The sequence below is a fragment of the Ruegeria sp. YTSA226 genome (assembly GCF_059609905.1).
The window spans coordinates 61,635-82,522 of record NZ_JBXWMQ010000014.1 but is presented as its reverse complement, the minus strand read 5'-3'; the positions used below and the strand labels follow the sequence as shown (position 1 = coordinate 82,522).

Sequence of the window (20,888 nt, the reverse complement as noted above, 5' to 3'; positions counted from 1 at the left end):
TCGGAGTGCGAGACAGAGCCTTGCAAAATAGACGAGCTGCAAAAACCCCTTTCCAAACTCAATGAATCAAGCTAAGGACGCGGCTTCACGCGGGTATACAGCCTTGGAGGATACCCGCCCTAACATTGGAGAAATATCATGGCTGGAGAGATTCCTGATCTCGTAGCTCTGGAACGGACGGGGACAGGCAAGGGCGCCGCTCGTCAGGCACGCCGCGACGGCATGGTTCCGGGCATTGTTTTTGGTGGCGACAAAGAGCCGCTGCCGATCCAGATCCCGTTCAACGAACTGTTCAAGCGCCTGAAGGCGGGCCGGTTCAAGTCGACATTGTGGAACCTGAAGGTTGAAGGCCAGGAAGACGTTCGCGTCATCTGCCGCGACGTTCAGCGTGACGTTGTCAAAGACCTGCCGACCCACCTGGACCTGATGCGCCTGCGTCGGACCACCAAGATCGCACTGTTTATTCCGGTTGATTTCATCAACGAGGAAGAGGCCCCCGGCATCAAGAAAGGCGGCGTTCTGACCGTTGTCCGTCCTGAGGTCGAGCTGATGTGTACCGCTGGTGAGATTCCTGAGAAGATCACCGTTGATCTGACCGGTCTGAACATCAACGACGTTGTCACCATCTCGTCGGTCGATCTGCCTGCTGGCACCAAGCCGACCATCGACCGTGACTTTGTGATCGCCAACATCTCGGCCCCAACCGGCCTGGCCACAAGCGATGACGAAGAGGGCGAAGAGGGTGATGTCGCACCCGATGAAGTCGAAGTCGTCGGAAGCGAAGAAGAATAAGGCCGGACCCAAAGTTTCGGTTTTTGTGACGGGGCCCCATTGGGGTCCCGTTTTCTTTTGCCCGTTGGGCTGGAAAATCGGCCCCGATCCGTGCCATCAACCAGTTGCGATATCGCGCTTGAGACAAGGACATGACGATGAAGCTGTTTGTCGGCCTGGGAAATCCCGGATCAAAATATGCTCGAAACCGGCACAATATTGGCTTTATGGCCGTTGACCGGATCGCCGAGGATTGCGGCTTTGGTCCTTGGAAATCCAAATTTCAGGCCGAAATCGCCGAAGGGCGGCTTGGTCAAGAAAAGGTTTTGCTTATCAAGCCTCAGACCTTCATGAACCGGTCCGGTCAATCGGTGGGCGAGGCCATGCGGTTTTACAAGTTGGATTCGACCGACGTCACTGTCCTACATGATGAATTGGATCTGGCGCCGGGTAAGGTCCGCGTCAAGGCAGGCGGAGGCCATGCCGGTCACAACGGGCTTCGGTCGATCCACGAACATATCAGCCCAGCCTATGATCGGGTGCGCCTTGGGATCGGTCATCCCGGGCGGAAAGAATTGGTTTCGCCATATGTCTTGGGCGATTTCGCAAAGGCTGACAGCGACTGGTTGGAAGATGTCCTGCGCGGCGTTGCAGATGGCGCAAGGCACCTGGCCAATGGCGATGGCGGTAAGTTCATGAACGCCGTTGCCCTGCGAACGGCACCGCCGCGTTCGTCCAAGTCACCGTCCGAGCACCCAAAACCAACGGCTCAGACCATTACCGAACCCGCCGAGGACAGCAGGTCAGCCATGCAGAAGCTGATGGACAAGTTCAAATAGCGCCCTTTGCCGTTGCCCCTACGTCCGGATTGCGGAATTTTCCCGGGCAGGCTCCAATACCGGCAATCATGGGAGGCGACAAATGAGAGCTTTGTTTAAATGGGTGCTGCGTATCGCGCTGATGCTTGTGCTGGCAGCCGCCGTTGTCGGGTTCTGGAAACGCGAGGAAATTCAACGCTTGATGGCGGTGAACTCATTGTTTTCCCCCGAAAAGATCGTTCACAATTTCTCGCATATGGATGCAGCTTTCAAAACCGTCAACTTGCCGCGCGGGGATGGGGCCACATGGGAATTGCCTTACGGGCCCGGGTTTGACCTGCCAGCAGGCACGGATCAATGGATCGAAGACCGGTCGGTCACATCCTTGCTTGTGATGCAGGGCGGGCAGATCCGGTTTGAGGAATATTATCTGGGCACCACACCAGACGATCGACGCATTTCGTGGTCGGTTGCCAAAAGCTATCTTTCTGCATTGTTCGGCATATTGCTGGACGAAGGCGCAATCGCCTCATTGGACGATCCGGTCGTGCAATACGTGCCCAAACTAAAAGGCACGGCCTATGATGGTACGACGATCCGCAACGTGCTGAACATGGCCAGCGGTGTGACCTTCAACGAGGATTATCTGGATTACAATTCTGACATCAACCGGATGGGTCGAGTGGTCGCCTTAGGCCGAGAACTGGACGATTTTGCCGCCTCGCTGCAGGACAGTTTCGCAACACCCGGAGAAACCTGGAAATACGTGTCAATCGACACCCATGTTATCGGTATGGTGGTCCGAGGAGCAACCGGTCGCAGCGTGGCCGAACTGCTTACAGAGCGCATTGTACAGCCGCTTGGGCTGGAGCGGGATGGCTATTACGTGACTGACGGGGCCGGAGTTGCCTTTGTTCTGGGGGGCTTGAATTTCACCACCCGCGACTATGCGCGTTTCGGTCAGATGATCCTGCAAGACGGGGTTCATGATGGGCGGCAACTGGTACCGGCTGAATGGATCGCCGCTTCGGTTCTGCCCAGTGCCCCGACCGCATCGGGCAAGATCGGCTATGGATATCAGTGGTGGATTCCCGTGGGCGCGCATGAAGGCGAGTTCATGGCCCGCGGCGTCTATGGTCAGTACATCTATTTCGACCAGCCGCGCGGGGTGCTGATCGTGTCCACCGGGGCCGATCGCAAGTTTCGAGACCCTGGCGTGAATGAGATCAACATAGAAATGTTCCGCAAGATTGCGCAAAGCCTGTAAGATGCTCTTATGCAGAAACAGGAAAGCATAAATGTTCTGGGGGGCGTGCTCGCCCCTTGCTCCAGCGATCCGCTGACTGGGTTCTTTCGCGATGGCGCCTGCAATACCTGCCCCGAGGATCAGGGCAGCCACACGGTTTGCGCGGTAATGACGGTCGAGTTTCTGGCCTATTCGAAATATGTCGGCAATGACCTCAGCACGCCGCGCCCCGAGTTTAATTTTCCCGGGCTGCGTGCCGGTGACAGCTGGTGTCTATGTGCGGGTCGCTTCCTGCAAGCCCATGACGAAGGATGCGCGCCCAAGGTTCATCTTGAGGCGACACATCTACGGGCGCTGGACATCGTGCCTCTGCGCATTCTCAACCAACACGCGGTTCAGGACTAGGCAGACCGGCCCGGGATCACCCGGACCGGCCCTTATTCGGGATCAATCCCGCAATTTCACAAGGTCAGACATCAGACCCTCGGTTCCGTTATGAACCGTCAGCCGCTCGACCTTGCCGGCGATGGTTTCCAGCGCTTCCAGCTCTTTCAGTCGCAGCATCACCGGGTTTTCCGCCATCACTTTCGCGGTGTTCAGCAAAGACCGCGTGGCGTTGGTTTCTTCCCTCCGCCGGATGACGTTGGCCTCGGCCTGTTTCTCGGCAGCGACTACGGCGGTCAGGATTTCGCGCATCTCGCCGGGCAGGATGACGTCTTTCAACGCGATCTCACCCACTTCGATGCCGATCCCGGCCATTTGTGTCCGCACCCGATCCGCAGCCTCGGTGTCAACGCCCGCCTTCTCGGCAAGTAGCCGGTCAAGCGTCATCGACCCAAGGGTCTTCCGGAACGCCAGTTGCAGGGCCCGGTGCAGGGCCTGATCAAAATCCTTCACCGCCCCCATCGCCTTGACCGGATCGTCGACCCGGTAATCGGCGCTGAGGTTGACCCGGATGGTCACCCGATCCTTGGTCAGTATCTCTTGACCCGTTACCTCATGGGTTCGTTGCCGTAGGTCGATCTGCTTGACCTCGACGTTCCGGCCCACCTTCCAGAAGGCATGGGCGCCGGGGTTCAGCCGATCCACCAGTACGCCATCCACGGTCAGCAAACCGACATGCCCTTCGGCAATCTCGACCCGCGTCAGGTGCATCTGCAGCCCCACCCGAACCAGCCGCTGCGCGACCGCTTTGTGCACAACCATGGACTCGGTCAGCGCGTGTTGCTCAACGGCCCAGGGGCCGGCATCCTTCCAAACTAGCGCCCGTACTTCGGGAATCAGCACTCGAGCGGGCACGCCATCCCGAAGCAGAACCAGAACCTCGTCGGGCCCTGCCCGAAACTCGGTCAGGTGCGCCTCGGCCAGTTCGGGCCGGTTCTGCATCAGCGCCCGCTCATAGGGCGACACGAAAAAGAGAGCCTCCAGATCGTGCAGCTCGGTCAGCACATCCCTGCGTGGCAGCCGGTGTTTCCCGGGGCCGAGGATGGTGTCAATTACCCCCTTGCGCAAAACCAGCATCCGCCGGGTCTCGGTCAGGGTCAGCCGTTGATGACCGGTCAGCCGGTCGATCAGATCTTGGAATAGTGTCATTTCATTTCTCCTTTTCGTCTCGCTCTATCGTCGTCGCAAAAGCGAACTCCTTTTCATGTTTTCAGTGGGTTGCACCCCGATTGGGTGACAGGTGTGAAGCCTTCGGATAAAGGCTGTGAAAGACCGGGCATCCCCCGCGCCGTGCCCTTTTGCGAGAGGGTCAGAGAGAGGGGCGCGGGACCAATGCGCCGCCTGTTCCCAAGGGATCAAGCGGGGCGCCAATCCGGCGACACCGTCATCTGCCCTCCGGCCCAAGACCAGAGCAGCGAAGACCCCTGCCCCGCCCGGCCAAAGCCTGACGTAGCGCGGTGCCACCCCTGCTGGGGAACACCCGGACCTTAATGATTTGGACCGTTTTCACGGACCGGCGTTGAAGGCCGGTGCTGACCTAACAGCGTTTGTTCAAATGGCGGGACTCGAACCCGCTACACATCGATTAACAGTCGATTGCTCTAACCAAAATGAGCTACATTTGGAGCTTTGGAAGGAGTCGAACCTTCGCTCACAGACTTGCCATCTGCCGCTCTTCCACCTGAGCTACAAAGCATGTACCAATCCCCGGTTTCGGCCCTGGCATACGGTTTCGGCAGCGCCGTCCGCACCGAGAGAGTGATCACCTCTGCTCGCTAGGGTCCGGCCCGTTTTGACCGGTAACGGCGGGTTTAGGCGAAGGGGCAGGATTCGCTCAATGATATTCTGAGAGGTGGAAATGCACCTGTGGCGGGTGCGCAACAAAATTACCCAGCTGCGCAACATTCGAAAAGCCGCAGGCTGGAAACCAAAGCTGCACACCGTTCAAAGGCACACGGCTTTTGTCAGAAATTTCAAATTTTACCGCCTGGTCAATCGGCGCTGCGGCCTTCGGTATCCGACATGTCGAAGTTCAGATATTTCGCCACAGTCTGAACATCCTTGTCACCACGTCCACACATATTCATGCAGATCAGGTGATCCTTGGGCAGATCCGGTGCGATCTTCATCACATGAGCCAGCGCATGGCTAGGTTCAAGCGCCGGGATGATGCCTTCGGTTGCACAGCAGAGCTGGAACGCCTCAAGCGCCTCTTTGTCGGTGATCGACACATATTGCGCGCGGCCGATATCATTAAGCCATGAATGTTCAGGGCCAATGCCCGGGTAATCCAAACCAGCCGAGATCGAGTATCCTTCGAGGATTTGCCCGTCATCATCCTGCAGCAGATAGGTGCGGTTGCCATGCAGAACACCGGGGCGGCCGCCGGTCAGCGAGGCGCAATGTTCCATCTTGTCGTTCACGCCCTTACCACCGGCTTCGACTCCGATGATGTTGACGGATTTATCATCCAGGAACGGATAGAACAGACCCATTGCGTTCGATCCACCACCGATGGCGGCGATGAGCGTGTCGGGTAAACGGCCCTCAGCCTTGTGCATCTGTTCCTTTGCTTCCTTGCCGATGATCGACTGAAAGTCGCGCACCATCGCCGGATACGGGTGCGGGCCAGCAACTGTACCGATGCAATAAAACGTATCGCGCACGTTGGTCACCCAGTCACGTAACGCATCGTTCATCGCGTCTTTCAATGTGCCACGACCTGACGTCACAGGGATCACTTCGGCCCCCAGCAGGCGCATGCGGAACACGTTCGGGGCCTGTCGCTGCACATCATGCGCGCCCATATAGACCACGCATTTCAAACCGAACTTGGCGCAAACGGTGGCTGTGGCCACGCCATGCTGTCCGGCGCCGGTCTCGGCAATGATCCGGGTCTTGCCCATGCGCCGCGCCAGAATGATCTGGCCCAATACGTTATTGATCTTGTGCGCGCCGGTGTGGTTCAGCTCATCGCGCTTCAGATAGATTTTGGCGCCACCCAGATGCTCGGTCAGGCGCTCGGCATAATATAATGGCGAGGGGCGTCCCACATAGTTGGCCCACAGATCGTCCATCTCGGCCCAAAATGTGGCATCGTCCTTGGCCTTTTCATATTCCTCTTCCAGCGCCAGGATCAGCGGCATCAGCGTTTCGCTGACAAAACGCCCGCCGAAAATGCCGAAACGGCCCTGCTCGTCTGGGCCGGACATGAAGGAATTGAAAAGATCGTTGGCCATGGGTGTCTCCATCGTCGTACCCGTTGTTCATAGGAGGTAGCGGCGGGATTTGCCATGGCAAAACGCACATGGGAATCCTTAGATGTGATACCTCAGCCGGCCCGAATTGCAGCGTCTACAAACGCACGAACCATCGCGGCATCCTTGATGCCCGGTGCACTTTCCACGCCTGAGGCGACATCGACCTGACGCGCGCCCGTCATACGGATGGCCTCGGCCACATTTCCGGGGTTCAACCCACCGGCCAGCATCCAGGGCTTGCGCCAGTATTTGCGCCCAGCCAGTAAACGCCAGTCAAACGCCAGCCCGTTTCCACCCGGCAGAACCGAGCTCCTTGGCGCCTTGGCATCTATCAGCAACTGATCGGCAACATCGCAATAAGTATCAATGGCGGCCAGGTCTTCGGCATCTGCAACACCAACCACCTTGATAACAGGCAACCCATAGCGCGCCTTGATTTCCTGCACCCGCTCGACAGATTCTGAGCCATGCAGCTGCAACATGTCAAAAGGGGCGACTGCGGTGATACTGTCCAACAACTCATCCGTGGCGTTCACAACCAAGGCGACCTTTGCAACCCCAACGGGGACATGCTCGAACAAAGCTGCTGCCTGTTGAGGCGAAACATATCGAGGCGATTTCGGAAAGAAGTTGAAACCAAGATACCGTGCACCCGCATCAGCTGCTGCGCGCACGTGATCTGGTGCAGTCAGGCCGCAGATTTTAACCGATACATCCGACATTCCGGGCCTCAGCTGGCCTCATCCAACAGGGCGAGAACTTCGTCCTGTCCTTCGTTCTGCGCTTTCTTGAGCTTCTTGACCTCACGCTCAAGCTTGCGCACTTCACCTTTGCTGGCGGTAGCATCGCGGCGGTGCTTGTGCTCGCGCAGCCATTCCCAAAGAAAGCCAATGACCAGGCCAGCGACGATGCCACCCAGAACCACCACGAACAGCGGCAACGAGGCGCTGAAATTGAAGCCAAGCAAATCGGCTATAGCCGAGGGAATAAGCGTCAGCTCAACCGCTTCGCGGTTGGCCAGAGAGACTGAAATCAAGACGATCCCGAGGACCGCGAGAAAAGCATATCGAAGGTAGCGCATCATGGCCTAGGCTTTACCGTTCAACCGGTCCCTTAGCAACTTGCCAGTTTTGAAAAACGGAACACATTTTTCTTCGACCTGCACAGTTTCGCCGGTGCGCGGGTTACGACCCACACGGGCATCGCGCTGTTTCACTGAAAACGCCCCGAAGCCTCTCAGTTCAACCCGATCTCCTCGCGCCATCGCATCCGTTACTTCTTCGAACACGGTATTCACGATTCGCTCGACGTCACGCTGATAAAGATGCGGGTTCTCGTCGGCGATTTTCTGAATCAGTTCTGAACGGATCATGTGCGTTACCCTCCCAGGCGACCGGTTAACCATGCCTATTATTCTGAACAGTATAGGAAAAAACTGGGTTCGGGGGAACGTAAACTCTGCGGGCAAAGGTTGAAAATTACAGTTAAGTAACGCGATTTTTTGCCAGTTCATGTAATTTGCCTGACAAATGTATGAACCTAAGACCCAATTAGCCTGAAAATGCGAACATGTTGATTCGCAACAAAAACGGCCCCGCGCTTTCACACGGGGCCGTAAATTCGGCTTGACTGAGGCTCGGACTTAGTCGCCCGACTTCAGCGCTGCACCCAGGATATCGCCCAGCGATGCGCCCGAGTCGGAAGAACCGTACTGTTCCACGGCCTCTTTCTCTTCGGCGATCTCACGTGCCTTGATCGACAGACCCAGACGACGGGTCTTGCTGTCGACATTGGTGACGCGGACGTCGACCTTGTTACCGACCGAGAAACGCTCTGGGCGCTGTTCGGCACGGTCACGGCTCAGGTCGGAACGACGAATGAACGACTTCATACCTTCGTACTCGACCTCGATGCCGCCATCTTCGATCGCGGTGACCTCAACGGTGATGATCGAGCCACGCTTCACGCCGCCCACGGCTTCGGCAAACTTGTCACCGCCCAGGGCTTTGATCGACAGCGAGATACGCTCTTTCTCGACATCCACTTCAGACACAACGGCCTGTACCACGTCGTTCTTGTGGTAGTTCTGGATGGCATCCTCGCCACGCTCGTCCCAGGACAGATCGCTGAGGTGAACCATGCCGTCGATGTCGCCTTCGAGGCCAATGAACAGACCGAATTCGGTGATGTTCTTGACTTCGCCTTCGACTTCGGTGCCCTCGGGGTGTGTTTCTGCAAACACTTCCCACGGGTTGCGCTGAGTCTGCTTCAGGCCCAGAGACACGCGACGCTTGGCGCCATCGATTTCCAGAACCATGACGTCGACTTCCTGGCTGGTCGAAACGATCTTGCCGGGGTGGACGTTTTTCTTGGTCCAGGACATCTCGGACACGTGCACCAGACCTTCGACACCGGCTTCCAGCTCGACGAACGCGCCGTAGTCGGTGATGTTGGTGACACGACCCTGATGAACCGAGCTCAGCGGATACTTGGCTGCAACCAGATCCCACGGATCTTCCTGCAGCTGCTTCATTCCCAGGCTGATGCGGTGGGTCTCTTTGTTGATCTTGATGACCTGAACGTTGATGGTCTCGCCGATCGTCAGGATCTCGGACGGGTGGTTCACACGGCGCCATGCCATGTCGGTGACGTGCAGCAGGCCGTCAACGCCGCCCAGGTCAACAAACGCACCGTATTCGGTGATGTTCTTGACGACGCCTTCGACGGTCTGACCTTCGGTCAGGTTGCCGATAACCTCGGCGCGCTGTTCGGCACGCGATTCTTCCAGGATTGCGCGGCGCGAAACAACGATGTTGCCACGGCGACGGTCCATTTTCAGAATCTGGAACGGCTGCTTCAGACCCATCAGAGGGCCAGCGTCGCGTACGGGGCGCACGTCAACCTGCGAGCCGGGCAGGAACGCAACTGCACCACCCAGATCGACGGTGAAGCCACCTTTGACACGACCAAAGATTGCACCTTCGACGCGCTGGTCGTCGGCATATGCTTTTTCCAGACGGTCCCATGCCTCTTCACGGCGGGCCATCTCACGTGAGATGACAGCTTCGCCACGGGCGTTTTCTGCGGCGCGCAGGTAAACTTCAACCTCGTCACCAACAGTGATTTCAGGGGCTTCGCCAGGATTTGCGAATTCTTTCAGATCAACGCGGCCTTCCATTTTGTAGCCGACGTCGATGATGGCTTGGCCGGCTTCGATCGCCAGAACCTTACCTTTGACAACAGAACCCTCTTCGGGCGTGTCCATTTCGAAGCTTTCATTAAGGAGGGCTTCGAATTCCTCCATGGTTGTATCAGCCATCTGGCAGTGTTTTCCTTTACATAACGTTTTTGCTGGCCGAGCGGTTGTCTCCGCCGGTCTTAGTGGATTGGTCAGACGATCTGACATATACCGCAAAACAAAGAGGGCCGGTTGGTCCGACCCTGCTCGTCTCATTGTTTTATGGCTCAAATCGCCTTGTCGACGCGCGCTCTATAACGGGTTCGCACAGGCGCTGCAAGTTTTACCGTGCATATCACAAAATAACACGCAAACCCCAGCCTTGCATGGCTGAGGTCGGGTCGATTTGTATTCTTCTTCAGCTCCGAAAGGACAGAGCGCCTAAAACAGTTGCAGATCTTTTGAGCCGCTTTGGATTTCGGCAAAATTCGGCATGTTCTGGACCGCCAAAGGTACCGGGGCCGCGCCCGGCATCGCGACTGTTGGCTTCGCTGCTGCGGCCTTTCCAAAGGCTGGGCGCTCTAGCTCGCCCCGGATATCGCGCAGCAGGGTTTTGTGATCAGGCATTGATCTGAGTATCTGCGCAAGATCCACTTTCGCGCCTTTCCACCACTGGAACCAGATCGGTTTCTTCAACGGCCGCAAGCGATCGCGGATGCCGGCACCATAGCCCGTATCATAGACCTGCTTACCCAAAAGAACCGTTTGATAGACGCGGAAATCGAAAAGCGTTGCAAACTCGATATCTCGTTCCAAAGGCAGGCGGTGCTGCCACAGCTCAAGGTTCTCGGCCAGCCGATCCGGTATCTTCATTTCGGTCCGCGCGTCGATCCAATATTGATCATCCGTGCGGTTGCCCAAACGGTAGTGCAGACAAATGAAATCCAGAACCTCGTCATAGAGCTTGTCCATTTGCTTGTTATATCTCGCCCGCAGCGACGGTTCGATGTCCCGCGTGGGCAGATGCTCGGCGAACCAGCGCACCGCATGATCAATCATGTGGATCGCTGTACTTTCCAGCGGTTCGATGAACCCTCCGGCCAGTCCGATCGCCACGCAATTCTTGACCCAGGCATTGCGCACTCGTCCGATACGCATCGGGATCACACGCGGCGTCGCACCTTTGCCGCTATCGCCCAGCCATTCGAGGTATTCATCCGCCGCCTGTTCATCCGTGCGATGCGCGGATGAGTAGACATAGCCCGTGCCCACACGGTTAAAGAGCGGCACCCGCCAGGTCCACCCCGCACCAAGTGCGGTGGACCGTGTGACGCTTTCAATTTTTTCTGGATCCGGGTGCTCGATCTGCAACGCCATGGCGCGGTCGTTGGGCAGATAGTCAGAATAATCCATGAATGGCTCGCCCAGCGCCTTGTTGATAATCAAGCCGCGAAACCCGGTGCAATCCACGACCATCTCAATGTCATGGCGGCCTTTCTTTTCCAGCATCAGATGACTGACATTGCCCTGCTCATCCAGCTCGACCGATTTCACCTCGTCCTGGATGTGCTCAACGCCGCGCTTGGTGCAAACCCTGGTCAACATGCCTGCAAACTTCACAGCATCCAGATGATAGGCATAGCCGAACCGCTGCTCAAACTCTGGCTGACCCAGTGGCCGCCCACCTTTGCACAGGCGCGCCAGATCATCATGGGGCGAGATGGACTGCGTGAAATCCCTATCGCCATTGCCAAAGCGCAGGAAGTATTCTGCGGGCTCTAACCCCTCTAACAACTGGCCATGCGCAAAAGGGTTCACGTAATCAATGCGATTGCCCTTGGCGTCCTTGTTCCAATTACAAAACTTCACGCCCAGCTTGAACGAGGCGTTGGTCTCACGGAAGAAATCCCGCTCTGAAATGCCGGCCTGGCGCAGCGTGACCGGCATCCGTGGAACCGTGGCCTCGCCGACGCCCACAGTCGAGATATTGGGGCTTTCGATCAGGCAGATACGCGGGCGATCCTTGGGTGCTGACGTGCGTGAAAACACCATTTCCAGGATCAGCGCGGTCATCCAACCTGCCGTGCCGCCACCCACAATGGTGATCTTGCGCAAACGATTATTCATATTTTCTGTCCCTGTTGGTTTTGGGGTTTTTTAGCCGCCTGCCCTTTTTGATTTTGGGGCTTGTAAAGCAGCTTTCCCTTTTTGCCTGAGAGAAACTATAACAGCTTTCCTGCATCCAGCTAGGCACTATGACGGCCGAACCTGCATACATGCCGGGTCATCAGACCCGGCAACACAGGCCGCTCGCCACTGCGCGACTTTCTTTAGGATGGTGGATGCTGCGAGAAAGGAAATGCGCAAGTACCGGCCCTGCGTCAGATATCCTCGCCTTTTTTCAGAAGCTCTTCGATCAGAGCGCGCTGAAGATCATTGCTATCGCCGCCGCCAAATTCCGCAACTCCGCTGGAATACAAGGTGCCGTAGGTGTTGGCGATGTTCACCGTCTGGGCCAGCCCCGAGATCAACTGATCCCTTTCTAGCCGCGACAAGGGGTGGATGAACGCAGCCCACAAGGTGCCATTGGCAATCGCATATCGCGCATCCAGGGTACTGTCGAAATTCGCCTGCATCATCCGTTGCATGTCCTGAGCACTCAGATCTTCGACACTTTGGATCGACACCATGGCCCGCATCCGGTCCGCATTGACGTCGGTAATCACCAGAACGGGAACCTCCGCGATGGTAAGCTGAAAGCCTGGCCCAAGAGGCTCTGTCTCGGGGTCAAGCGCAAACAATATCTTGCCCAAACGCTCGTAGGTCATTGGCGGTTCTGCCTCTTGCGCTGAAAGCGCACTGGCGAGAAAGGTAAAAATCAAAATCAGGCGGAACATCGATTACCTCCGGCAGATGTCGATACAAAGGTAATCGACGCCTCGGGCGCTGGCCAAACAAAGCTTAGTGAACAAAGTTGTGTTTGCTCTGACAAACGGCCCTAGGGCAGAACTGGTTCGATGACCTCAATCGCGCGGGCGAGAGCTGCGTCAATGCTCAGGTCCGAGGTATCCAGTATGACCGCATCCTCAGCTGGCTTCATAGGTGCCGTGCTGCGTTCGGCATCCCGAGCGTCCCGCTCACGCACATCGGCCAACACCTGTGAGCGTGTAACCTCATGGCCCTTGGCGTCCAGTTCCAGAAACCGTCTCTCAGCGCGCACTTCGGCGCTGGCGGTGACAAACAGTTTAACCTCGGCCCGCGGGCAAATAACGGTTCCGATGTCACGACCGTCCAACACTGCACCGCCCGCGCGGCGCGCAAAGGCGCGCTGAAAATCGACCAATGCAGCCCGCACCTCGGGGATAACTGCAACTTTCGAGGCCGCTTGCGCGATTTCAGCCGTGCGCAGATCACCCTGATCCAGGTCCTCGGCAGTCAGCGTTTGCGCGGCACTAACCGGGTCGGCACCTTCCAGCGTTCTGCGGCCAACCGCACGGTAAAGCAGGCCGGTATCGAGATGCGCAAACCCGAAATGGGCGGCAACGGCATTGGAAATCGTGCCCTTCCCCGCTGCTGCCGGGCCATCGATTGCTATGGTGAAACTGGCAACTGCCATCGCATTTACCGGTTGTTTCGCTGCAGCCGCGCACCAAGGCCAGCCATCAACGGTTCGAAGATCGGGAAAGACGTTGCGATCGGGCCGCCATCGTCGACTCCGACCGGATTTTTCGCCCCCATACCCATAACCATAAAGGACATCGCGATCCGGTGATCCAGAAAGCTCTCACAGGTGCCGCCGCCGGGAACATTGCCAATTCCCAAACCATCCACAGACCACCAATCATCGCCCTCATCGACGGTGATGCCATTAACGCGCAGGCCGCGGGCCATCGCATCAATACGGTCGCTTTCCTTGACGCGCAGTTCTTTTACGCCACCCATCATTGTGGTGCCTGTGGCATTTGCCGCGACCACAGATAGAACCGGGTATTCGTCAATCATCGAGGCCGCTCGTTCCGGAGGAACCGAGATTCCTTTCATATCGGGGGAATACCGGGCACGTAGATCCGCGACCGGTTCACCACCCTCTTCGCGCTCATTTTCATAGGTCAAGTCAGCACCCATCTCACGCAGAGTGGTAAACAGACCCGCGCGGGTCGGGTTCAGGCCGATGCCCGGAACCAGAACATCAGATCCGGGCGTGATCAGCGCAGCACAGACCGGAAAGGCCGCGCTGGAGGGATCACGGGGCACAACGATGATCTGCGGTTTCAACTCAGGGCGACCGGTCAGGGTGATCACCCGCCCCTCATCGGTATCCTCGACCGTGATTTCAGCCCCGAATCCGGCCAGCATCCGCTCGGAATGGTCCCGGGTCGCTTCGGCCTCAATCACCACGGTCTTGCCCGGTGCGTTCAGACCTGCCAACAAAACGGCAGATTTCACCTGTGCGGAGGGAACAGGAACCTCGTACTTTACTGGGACAGGGTCTGCTGCACCCACAATCGTCATAGGTAGGCGCCCCCCGGTGCGTCCCACAGATTGCGCACCAAACAACGCCAGAGGATCGGTTACCCGCGCCATAGGGCGTTTGTTGAGGCTGGCATCCCCCGTGAATGTCGCGGAAATCGCAGAGGTCGCCATCGCACCCATGATCAACCGAACGCCGGTGCCCGAGTTGCCGCAGTCAATAACCTGATCGGGTTCGGCAAAGCCACCGACGCCCACACCATGGACTGACCATTCGCCACCCCCGTGATCTGTCACCTCAGCCCCAAAGGCACGCATCGCCTTTGCGGTGTCCAGAACGTCCTCACCCTCCAACAGACCGGTGATCCGGGTTTCACCCACGGCCATCGCGCCCAGGATCAGCGATCGGTGCGAGATCGACTTGTCACCAGGCACCTCGGCCGTTCCGGTCAGCGGACCGCAAGGGTGCGAGGTCATCGGGATGGGCGTGCCGTGTCCGGACATGGGGGCTCCTGTTTTCGCTATCAGTTCCCAAGCCGATTAGCGAATTGGGGCCGCTTGGTCCAGCCGCAATCAGTCGTTGCGGCGGAAGGTCAGGTAATGCGGTGTCCGCCCTTCGCGCAGGGCCTTCTGCTCATAGCGCGTGGAAATCCAGTCTTCCCAGGGCTCACGCCAATCGGTGGGGCGCTCCGCCAACCATTCGAAACCAGCGCCCGGCACCTCTTCCAACGTTTGGCGGACATAGTCGGGAATATCTGTGGCAACACGAAAGATCGCGCCCGGTTTCAACGACCGCGCCAACGGCTCCAGATGCTCTGGGGTCACGAACCGACGGCGGTGATGCCGGGTTTTGGGCCAGGGATCGGGGTACAGAAGAAAGGCGCGTGATATGCTGGCTTCGGGCAAGACATCAAAAAGATCGCGCGCATCGCCGGGATGCACCGCCAGATTCTCGACCCCAGCCTTGCGAATCTTACCCAACAGCATGGCGACACCGTTGATATAGGGTTCTGCCCCAATGATACCGATATCGGGATTGCTGGCCGCCTGATGCACCAGATGCTCGCCGCCGCCAAAGCCGATCTCAAGCCAGACATCCTTGCCACCGAACAGGGCCTTCAGATCCAGCGGACTGCGTTCAGGATTGCTTTCCCAGTCCACAGCACCCGGAGACAGCGCATCGAGGTCTTCGCTTAGATACGTCTTTTGGCTTTGCTTCAGGGTCTTGCCTTTGAAGCGGCCATAAAAGTTTCTGCGGGGGCGTTGGGGGGTCTGGGTGCTCATGGCGGTGCCCATACTGCGGGGACGGCTCAGAGGCAAGGGGCGGCGGCAGAGCAGAATAGCCGCCGCCTCTCATCCATTTCCCAAGAAATAGGCGCGCCCGCAAGGGCGCACCAATTGATAACAGTCAGATCAAACCGCCGCTTTCAACGCGTCTGCTAGATCTGTGCGCTCCCAGCTGAAACCTCCATCCGCTTCCGGCTGGCGGCCAAAATGGCCATAGGCTGCTGTGCGCTGATAGATCGGCTTGTTCAGCTCCAGATGCTGACGGATGCCGCGTGGGGTCAGGTCCATCACCTGGCCGACGGCTTTTTCAATCCGATCATCCGCGATCTGCCCCGTGCCATGCGTATCCGCATAGATCGACAGAGGCCGGGAAACGCCAATGGCATAGCTCAGCTGGATCGTGCAACGCTCGGCCATTCCCGCGGCTACGACATTCTTGGCCAGATAGCGCGCGGCATAAGCCGCCGAACGGTCCACCTTGGTCGGGTCTTTACCCGAAAACGCTCCGCCACCATGTGGCGCTGCACCACCATAAGTGTCCACGATGATCTTACGACCGGTCAGACCCGCATCTCCGTCCGGACCGCCAATGACGAACTTGCCGGTTGGGTTGACGTGCCAATCGGTCTGATCGGTCAGCCAACCCTCGGGCAGAGTTTCGGTGATATACGGCTCAACAATGGAGCGAATATCGGCCGAGCTCAGCGTCTCATCCAGATGCTGGGTCGACAGAACGATCGAGCTGACGCCAACCGGCTTGCCATCCTGGTAGATCACTGACAGCTGCGATTTCGCATCCGGGCCCAGCGCAGGCTCGGTCCCGTTCTTGCGCACCTCGGCCAGACGGCGCAGGATTGCGTGGGAATACTGGATCGGCGCAGGCATAAGCGCGGGTGTCTCGGTGGTAGCATAGCCGAACATGATGCCCTGATCACCAGCACCTTCGTCCTTGTCACCCGACGCATCTACGCCCTGCGCAATATGTGCAGATTGCTCATGCAGCAGGTTCGTAACTTCTACCGTCTCGTGGTGGAACTTATCCTGCTCATAGCCGATATCCTTGATACAGGCGCGGGCGATCTCGTCGATGCGGCCCATATAGTCATGCAGCTTGTCCTGATCAGACAGCCCCACTTCGCCGCCGATCACCACGCGATCCGTTGTCGCAAAGGTCTCGCACGCAACGCGTGCCTCGGGTTCTTCGTTCAGAAATGCGTCTAGTACGGCGTCGGAAATACGGTCACAAACCTTATCCGGATGCCCTTCGGAAACGGATTCCGAAGTAAAGGTATAGTTCTGTCGGGACATACAAGTGCTCCATTAAGATTACCCCGTCACGCCAGGAAGCCGTTGTGATGGGCACAAGAGGGGATAAGCCCCCCGAAACCGAGGGTCAATGCGAAATCATAGGTTTCGCCGCCGCAGCCCGTACCATAACAGGCTAAACAGCACCAATAACACGGCAAAGACAGGATTATCCCCCATTCGGGAATATGCTGTCGCCGACTGAGGCGCCGGAAGTCCGGCATCAATATAGCCCGCCTGCCCAAGCGGCAGGGCCTCGGTGATCCGGCCCAGCGGGTCAATCATGGCGGAGACGCCGGTATTGGCCGAACGCATCATGGGCAGCCCCTGCTCGATGGCGCGCATCTGTGCCTGAGCCAGGTGCTGATACGGTCCCGAGCGCGTTCCGAACCACGCATCATTGGTGATTTGCAGAAGGAAATCAGCGCGCCCCGGCGCGGATAGGACATCCTGGGTGAACACAGCTTCGTAGCAGATCAACGGCAGCGCTTTACCCAATGGGCCTGCATCCAGCAGCGCCGCCCCCGACCCGGCGCTGAACCCATGTCCGGTGGTTGCAGCCATGCCATAGATCCCGAACCACGCCATCACGTCGCCAAACGGAACATATTCGCCAAAAGGCGCCAGATGATGTTTGTCGTACAGCCCCTGCTGAGCCCCATCCACATCAAGGTAGATCATCGAGTTGTAGATACGCGGCCCGTCGCCTCGTTGAATTCCCAGAACAACCGGCGTGCCTCGCGCCGCCTCGGCGATGGCATCCAGATACGGCTGCGCGCTGCCCAGCCAGGCGGGAACCGAGGTTTCAGGCCAAACGATCAGGTCAGGCTGTGGTTCGGCGGCAGTAAACTCGATCTGACGTGCGAAGAACAGAGGTGCAAACTCTGGATCCCATTTCTGATGTTGCAACGCATTGGGCTGAACCAAGCGAACGATATGTCCCGTTTCGACCACAGCGGGCCGCGTCCCCGCATAGCCCAAAGCCAATGCGACCGATGCCACGCTGATGCCCAAGGGCACGAATACTCCGGAACGCAGCGCCAAAGCCGCCCCTAGTGGCAGCGTCGACACCAAGGTCAGCGCCCCAAGCCCGTAAGGCCCAAAAAGTGACAGTAGCTGCGCAACAGGGGTCTCGACCCAGACCTGCGCCAGCCCGGCCCAGGGGAACCCGGTCAGAACATAACCGCGGGCACATTCCGCCAAGGAGATTGCCAAGGCGAGAAACAACGCCTGTGAAACCCCGCGCGTGCCGGGCCTGCGAGCAACCCAGAATGCCAGCCCCCAGAACAGCGCCAAACCACCAGCCATGAAGACCAAAGCAAACGGAGCCATCCAAGCGTGACGATCGGCGTCCACCAGAAACGGCTCGACAATCCAGCTGAGTGCATGGGCGAAATACCCGGTCCCAAACGCCCAACCGATCCACGCCGCACGCGCACGTGTCTCGGTGCTCTGAAATATCGGTGCGACCAACACCAACGCCAATACAGAAGCCACCCAATACCCAAAGGGAGCCAGACCAAATGCAGCCAGCCCTCCCAACAAACCAGAAAGGACAAATCTAAGCCAAATGGGCCAAGCCCGTATCAGGTTCATGCAACGATATCCGGCAGCATGACACGCAGCCGTTTGATGCGCCGCGGATCCGCATCAATCACCTCAAATTCAGGCCCTTCCGGATGCAGAACAACCTCTCCTCGTGCTGGAACCCGTCCGGACAACATGAAGACCAACCCGCCAAGCGTGTCGATCTCTTCCTCATCGACATCCTCGTGGCTGGTTAGGGATCGCCCGATCTCGGCTTCGAAATCTTCAAGGGGTATCCGCGCCTGCACCACATAACATCCAGGTTTTTCCTGAACCCAAAGTTGGCTTTCATCCGCGTCATGTTCGTCCGCGATCTCACCAACAACCTGTTCGATCAGGTCTTCGATCGTCAGCAACCCGTCGACACCACCATATTCGTCGATCACCAATGCCATGTGGCGGCGCTCGGTTTGCATTTTGGTCATCAGCACACCGATCGGCATCGATGGCGGCACGAACAGCAATGTCCGCAACATCGACACCAGATCAAACTCAGTCGAGCCGCCGTTGAACCCGTGCGTCAAAGCGAAATCTTTCAGGTGGATAAAGCCCAAAGGCGTATCCAGCGTTCCTTCATATACAGGTATCCTAGACAGACCGCTTTCCCGGAAAACCTGGGCCAGCTCATCTTTGGATATCGTCGATGGTACTGACACGATCTCGACCGTGGGAATCGCCACATCCTCGACCCGCATCCGGCGCAGGTTAATCATGCCGCGAGGTTGAGCCGGATCGACCTCTTGCCCATTGACCTCAGAAGCCGAGTCTTCACTCTGCGTTGAGAACGCATCCACTATTCGAGAGAAAAGTCCTGGTCTCTCAGTGACATTTTCGTTGCCGTCCTTCGGTTGCGCGCCCTGCGCCGCCATAGAACTGCCGTCTGTTTCGCCCATTTTCCCATTTCCAAATGATAAGCCGAAAGGCTCGCTCTAAGCATTATATGGGTCATCAATACCCAGTTTGCCAAGTATCTCCACCTCAACACCCTCCATCAGCGTGGCGTCGAGATCACGAATGTGATCATAACCCAGCAAATGCAACAGGCCGTGAACGATCAGATGTGTGACATGATCATCCATGTTTTTCCCTGCCTCTGCCGCCTCGCGAGCACAAGTATCATAAGAAATCGCAATATCGCCCAGAGCAATTTCCCCTGAGAAATCGGGTTCAGGGAGTATCGGAGTCTGCCCGGCGGAGTCCGCAGCCAAATCTTCGGCTGGCCAGCTAAGCACATTGGTCGGTGACGCCTTTTCGCGGAATTCCGTGTTCAACTGGGCGATCCGTGCATCGTCGCATCCCAGCAGGCTAACCTCACACAGGTCCGCATCAAGATCGCAATGATCCAAAACCACCCTTGCGGCGCGCTCTGCCAAAAATTCGAGCCCGTCCCAGCGCGGGTCTTCAACTGATAGTTCCAGGTTCATGCCACCATGTCCAAAATCCCGATACCGGGACCCAGAAGATCAACCCGTTTCACGGCCCGTATCGGCCTCATACGCCTCGATGATCGCGGCGACAAGTGGGTGCCGAACAACATCCTTGGAGGTGAAATAGTTGAAGCTGATATTTGGTATCGTGCTCAACAGCCGTTCTGCATCCGCCAATCCCGACTGAACCCCGCGCGGCAGGTCAACCTGTGACCGGTCGCCTGTTATGACCATGCGGCTGCCTTCGCCCAAACGGGTCAGGAACATTTTCATCTGCATGGTCGTGGCGTTCTGCGCCTCATCCAGCACAACGAAGGCGTTCGCGAGCGTACGACCACGCATGAACGCCAGAGGTGCAATCTCGATGCGCTTTTCCTCGATCAGCTTGGCCAGTTGTTTCCCGGGCAAAAAATCATTCAGCGCATCATAGAGCGGCTGCATATAGGGATCGACCTTGTCCTTCATGTCGCCAGGTAGATATCCCAGCTTTTCGCCCGCTTCGACGGCGGGACGACTGAGGATGATGCGGTCGACATGCCCGCCGATAAACATCGATACGCCAACGGCCACGGCCAGATAGGTCTTACCTGTGCCCGCCGGACCTATGCCAAAGGCCAGCTCATTGTTGAACAAGGACTGAACATAGACCTTCTGGGCGTCAGTACGCGGCTCGACCAGCTTTTTGCGGGTTTTGATCTCAACCGAACCACCCTTGAACATCTCAAGCTGATCGCCATCCCGGCTGCCGGTTCCTGTCTCCGACCCGCCCATGCGAAGTTCGCGGTCTACATCCGCTGCTTCTACGTCACGACCACCTTCCAGGCGGGTATACAGCGCTTGCAGAACTTCGATCGCCTGTTTTTGGGATTCGTCGTCACCCATGACAACCAGTTGGTTGCCACGGCGCACGATCTGCACGGTCAGCTTCTGTTCGATTTCGGTCAGGTTGCGGTCATATTCGCCGCAAAGATCTATCAATAACCGATTGTCTGGAAATTCAACAAACGCTTCCCGCTGGGGCGTTTCATTTTGCGGTGGGTTCAGGGCACCAATGGCCAATCCGCTCTCCTGTCTGGGCGTTTCACCCCAAGCGTA

At 57.6% G+C, this 20,888-nt stretch carries 20 protein-coding genes, 1 tRNA gene and 1 riboswitch; of the genes, 4 read left to right on the top strand and 17 right to left on the bottom strand.

The window, feature by feature from the left end:
• Positions 1-138 precede the first annotated feature (138 nt).
• The 4 genes from AC2FFF_RS15855 (at position 139) to AC2FFF_RS15840 (ending at position 3,240) form a co-directional block, all read left to right on the top strand.
• On the top strand, positions 139-792 hold the full coding sequence (locus tag AC2FFF_RS15855) for a 50S ribosomal protein L25/general stress protein Ctc (protein WP_142639464.1): 654 nt from the start codon (positions 139-141) through the stop codon (positions 790-792).
• Between the two features lie 137 nt (positions 793-929).
• Complete coding sequence (pth, locus tag AC2FFF_RS15850) at positions 930-1,610, top strand: aminoacyl-tRNA hydrolase (RefSeq protein ID WP_281973473.1); 681 nt, start codon at positions 930-932, stop codon at positions 1,608-1,610.
• Positions 1,611-1,692: 82 nt separating this feature from the next.
• The gene (locus AC2FFF_RS15845; protein ID WP_281973472.1) at positions 1,693-2,856 is read left to right on the top strand and encodes a serine hydrolase domain-containing protein; all 1,164 of its coding nucleotides are present in this window, start codon (positions 1,693-1,695) and stop codon (positions 2,854-2,856) included.
• Between the two features lie 9 nt (positions 2,857-2,865).
• Complete coding sequence (locus tag AC2FFF_RS15840) at positions 2,866-3,240, top strand: DUF2237 family protein (protein WP_281973471.1); 375 nt, start codon at positions 2,866-2,868, stop codon at positions 3,238-3,240.
• A gap of 42 nt (positions 3,241-3,282) precedes the next feature.
• On the opposite strand, the gene AC2FFF_RS15835 is transcribed toward AC2FFF_RS15840, so the two are convergent.
• The 17 genes from AC2FFF_RS15835 to AC2FFF_RS15755 form a co-directional block, all read right to left on the bottom strand.
• Positions 3,283-4,428: a slipin family protein gene (locus tag AC2FFF_RS15835; RefSeq protein ID WP_281973470.1), complete on the bottom strand. Its 1,146-nt coding sequence runs from the start codon at positions 4,426-4,428 to the stop codon at positions 3,283-3,285.
• 401 nt (positions 4,429-4,829) lie between these two features.
• A tRNA-Asn gene (locus AC2FFF_RS15830) sits at positions 4,830-4,904 on the bottom strand.
• 366 nt (positions 4,905-5,270) lie between these two features.
• The gene (gene trpB / locus AC2FFF_RS15825) at positions 5,271-6,518 is read right to left on the bottom strand and encodes a tryptophan synthase subunit beta (RefSeq protein ID WP_281973469.1); all 1,248 of its coding nucleotides are present in this window, start codon (positions 6,516-6,518) and stop codon (positions 5,271-5,273) included.
• A 92-nt stretch (positions 6,519-6,610) separates the two neighbouring features.
• Entirely contained in the window at positions 6,611-7,261 is a 651-nt protein-coding gene (locus AC2FFF_RS15820; protein ID WP_281973468.1) for a phosphoribosylanthranilate isomerase, read from the bottom strand.
• A gap of 8 nt (positions 7,262-7,269) precedes the next feature.
• Positions 7,270-7,620, bottom strand: coding sequence for a lipopolysaccharide assembly protein LapA domain-containing protein (locus AC2FFF_RS15815; RefSeq protein ID WP_271951622.1), 351 nt, complete (start codon positions 7,618-7,620; stop codon positions 7,270-7,272).
• A 6-nt stretch (positions 7,621-7,626) separates the two neighbouring features.
• A complete protein-coding gene (ihfB, locus tag AC2FFF_RS15810; protein ID WP_037310872.1) occupies positions 7,627-7,911 on the bottom strand; it encodes an integration host factor subunit beta in 285 nt (94 codons plus the stop codon).
• Positions 7,912-8,181: 270 nt separating this feature from the next.
• Positions 8,182-9,858: a 30S ribosomal protein S1 gene (rpsA, locus tag AC2FFF_RS15805; RefSeq protein ID WP_142639449.1), complete on the bottom strand. Its 1,677-nt coding sequence runs from the start codon at positions 9,856-9,858 to the stop codon at positions 8,182-8,184.
• 300 nt (positions 9,859-10,158) lie between these two features.
• Positions 10,159-11,844: a tryptophan halogenase family protein gene (locus AC2FFF_RS15800; protein WP_142639447.1), complete on the bottom strand. Its 1,686-nt coding sequence runs from the start codon at positions 11,842-11,844 to the stop codon at positions 10,159-10,161.
• A gap of 254 nt (positions 11,845-12,098) precedes the next feature.
• A complete protein-coding gene (locus AC2FFF_RS15795) occupies positions 12,099-12,614 on the bottom strand; it encodes a hypothetical protein (RefSeq protein WP_271951586.1) in 516 nt (171 codons plus the stop codon).
• Positions 12,615-12,715: 101 nt separating this feature from the next.
• Positions 12,716-13,333 (bottom strand): (d)CMP kinase, encoded by a 618-nt coding sequence (locus AC2FFF_RS15790; RefSeq protein ID WP_142639443.1) that lies wholly within the window; start codon positions 13,331-13,333, stop codon positions 12,716-12,718.
• Positions 13,334-13,338: 5 nt separating this feature from the next.
• On the bottom strand, positions 13,339-14,691 hold the full coding sequence (gene aroA / locus AC2FFF_RS15785; RefSeq protein ID WP_496708140.1) for a 3-phosphoshikimate 1-carboxyvinyltransferase: 1,353 nt from the start codon (positions 14,689-14,691) through the stop codon (positions 13,339-13,341).
• 69 nt (positions 14,692-14,760) lie between these two features.
• Positions 14,761-15,471 (bottom strand): tRNA (guanine(46)-N(7))-methyltransferase TrmB, encoded by a 711-nt coding sequence (gene trmB, locus AC2FFF_RS15780; protein ID WP_185956732.1) that lies wholly within the window; start codon positions 15,469-15,471, stop codon positions 14,761-14,763.
• 129 nt (positions 15,472-15,600) lie between these two features.
• Positions 15,601-16,782 carry a methionine adenosyltransferase gene (gene metK, locus AC2FFF_RS15775; RefSeq protein WP_271951582.1) on the bottom strand — a complete coding sequence of 394 codons (1,182 nt, stop codon included), beginning with the start codon at positions 16,780-16,782 and terminating at the stop codon, positions 15,601-15,603.
• A 5-nt stretch (positions 16,783-16,787) separates the two neighbouring features.
• Positions 16,788-16,836: riboswitch (SAM-SAH riboswitch) on the bottom strand.
• Between the two features lie 42 nt (positions 16,837-16,878).
• Positions 16,879-18,375: an apolipoprotein N-acyltransferase gene (lnt, locus tag AC2FFF_RS15770; RefSeq protein ID WP_281973464.1), complete on the bottom strand. Its 1,497-nt coding sequence runs from the start codon at positions 18,373-18,375 to the stop codon at positions 16,879-16,881.
• Entirely contained in the window at positions 18,372-19,259 is an 888-nt protein-coding gene (locus tag AC2FFF_RS15765; protein ID WP_142639432.1) for a hemolysin family protein, read from the bottom strand. The genes lnt and AC2FFF_RS15765 overlap by 4 nt, the downstream gene beginning before the upstream one ends.
• Before the next feature lie 36 nt (positions 19,260-19,295).
• Positions 19,296-19,790 carry an rRNA maturation RNase YbeY gene (ybeY, locus tag AC2FFF_RS15760; protein ID WP_281973463.1) on the bottom strand — a complete coding sequence of 165 codons (495 nt, stop codon included), beginning with the start codon at positions 19,788-19,790 and terminating at the stop codon, positions 19,296-19,298.
• A 39-nt stretch (positions 19,791-19,829) separates the two neighbouring features.
• Positions 19,830-20,852 carry a PhoH family protein gene (locus AC2FFF_RS15755; RefSeq protein ID WP_142639428.1) on the bottom strand — a complete coding sequence of 341 codons (1,023 nt, stop codon included), beginning with the start codon at positions 20,850-20,852 and terminating at the stop codon, positions 19,830-19,832.
• Positions 20,853-20,888 lie beyond the last annotated feature (36 nt).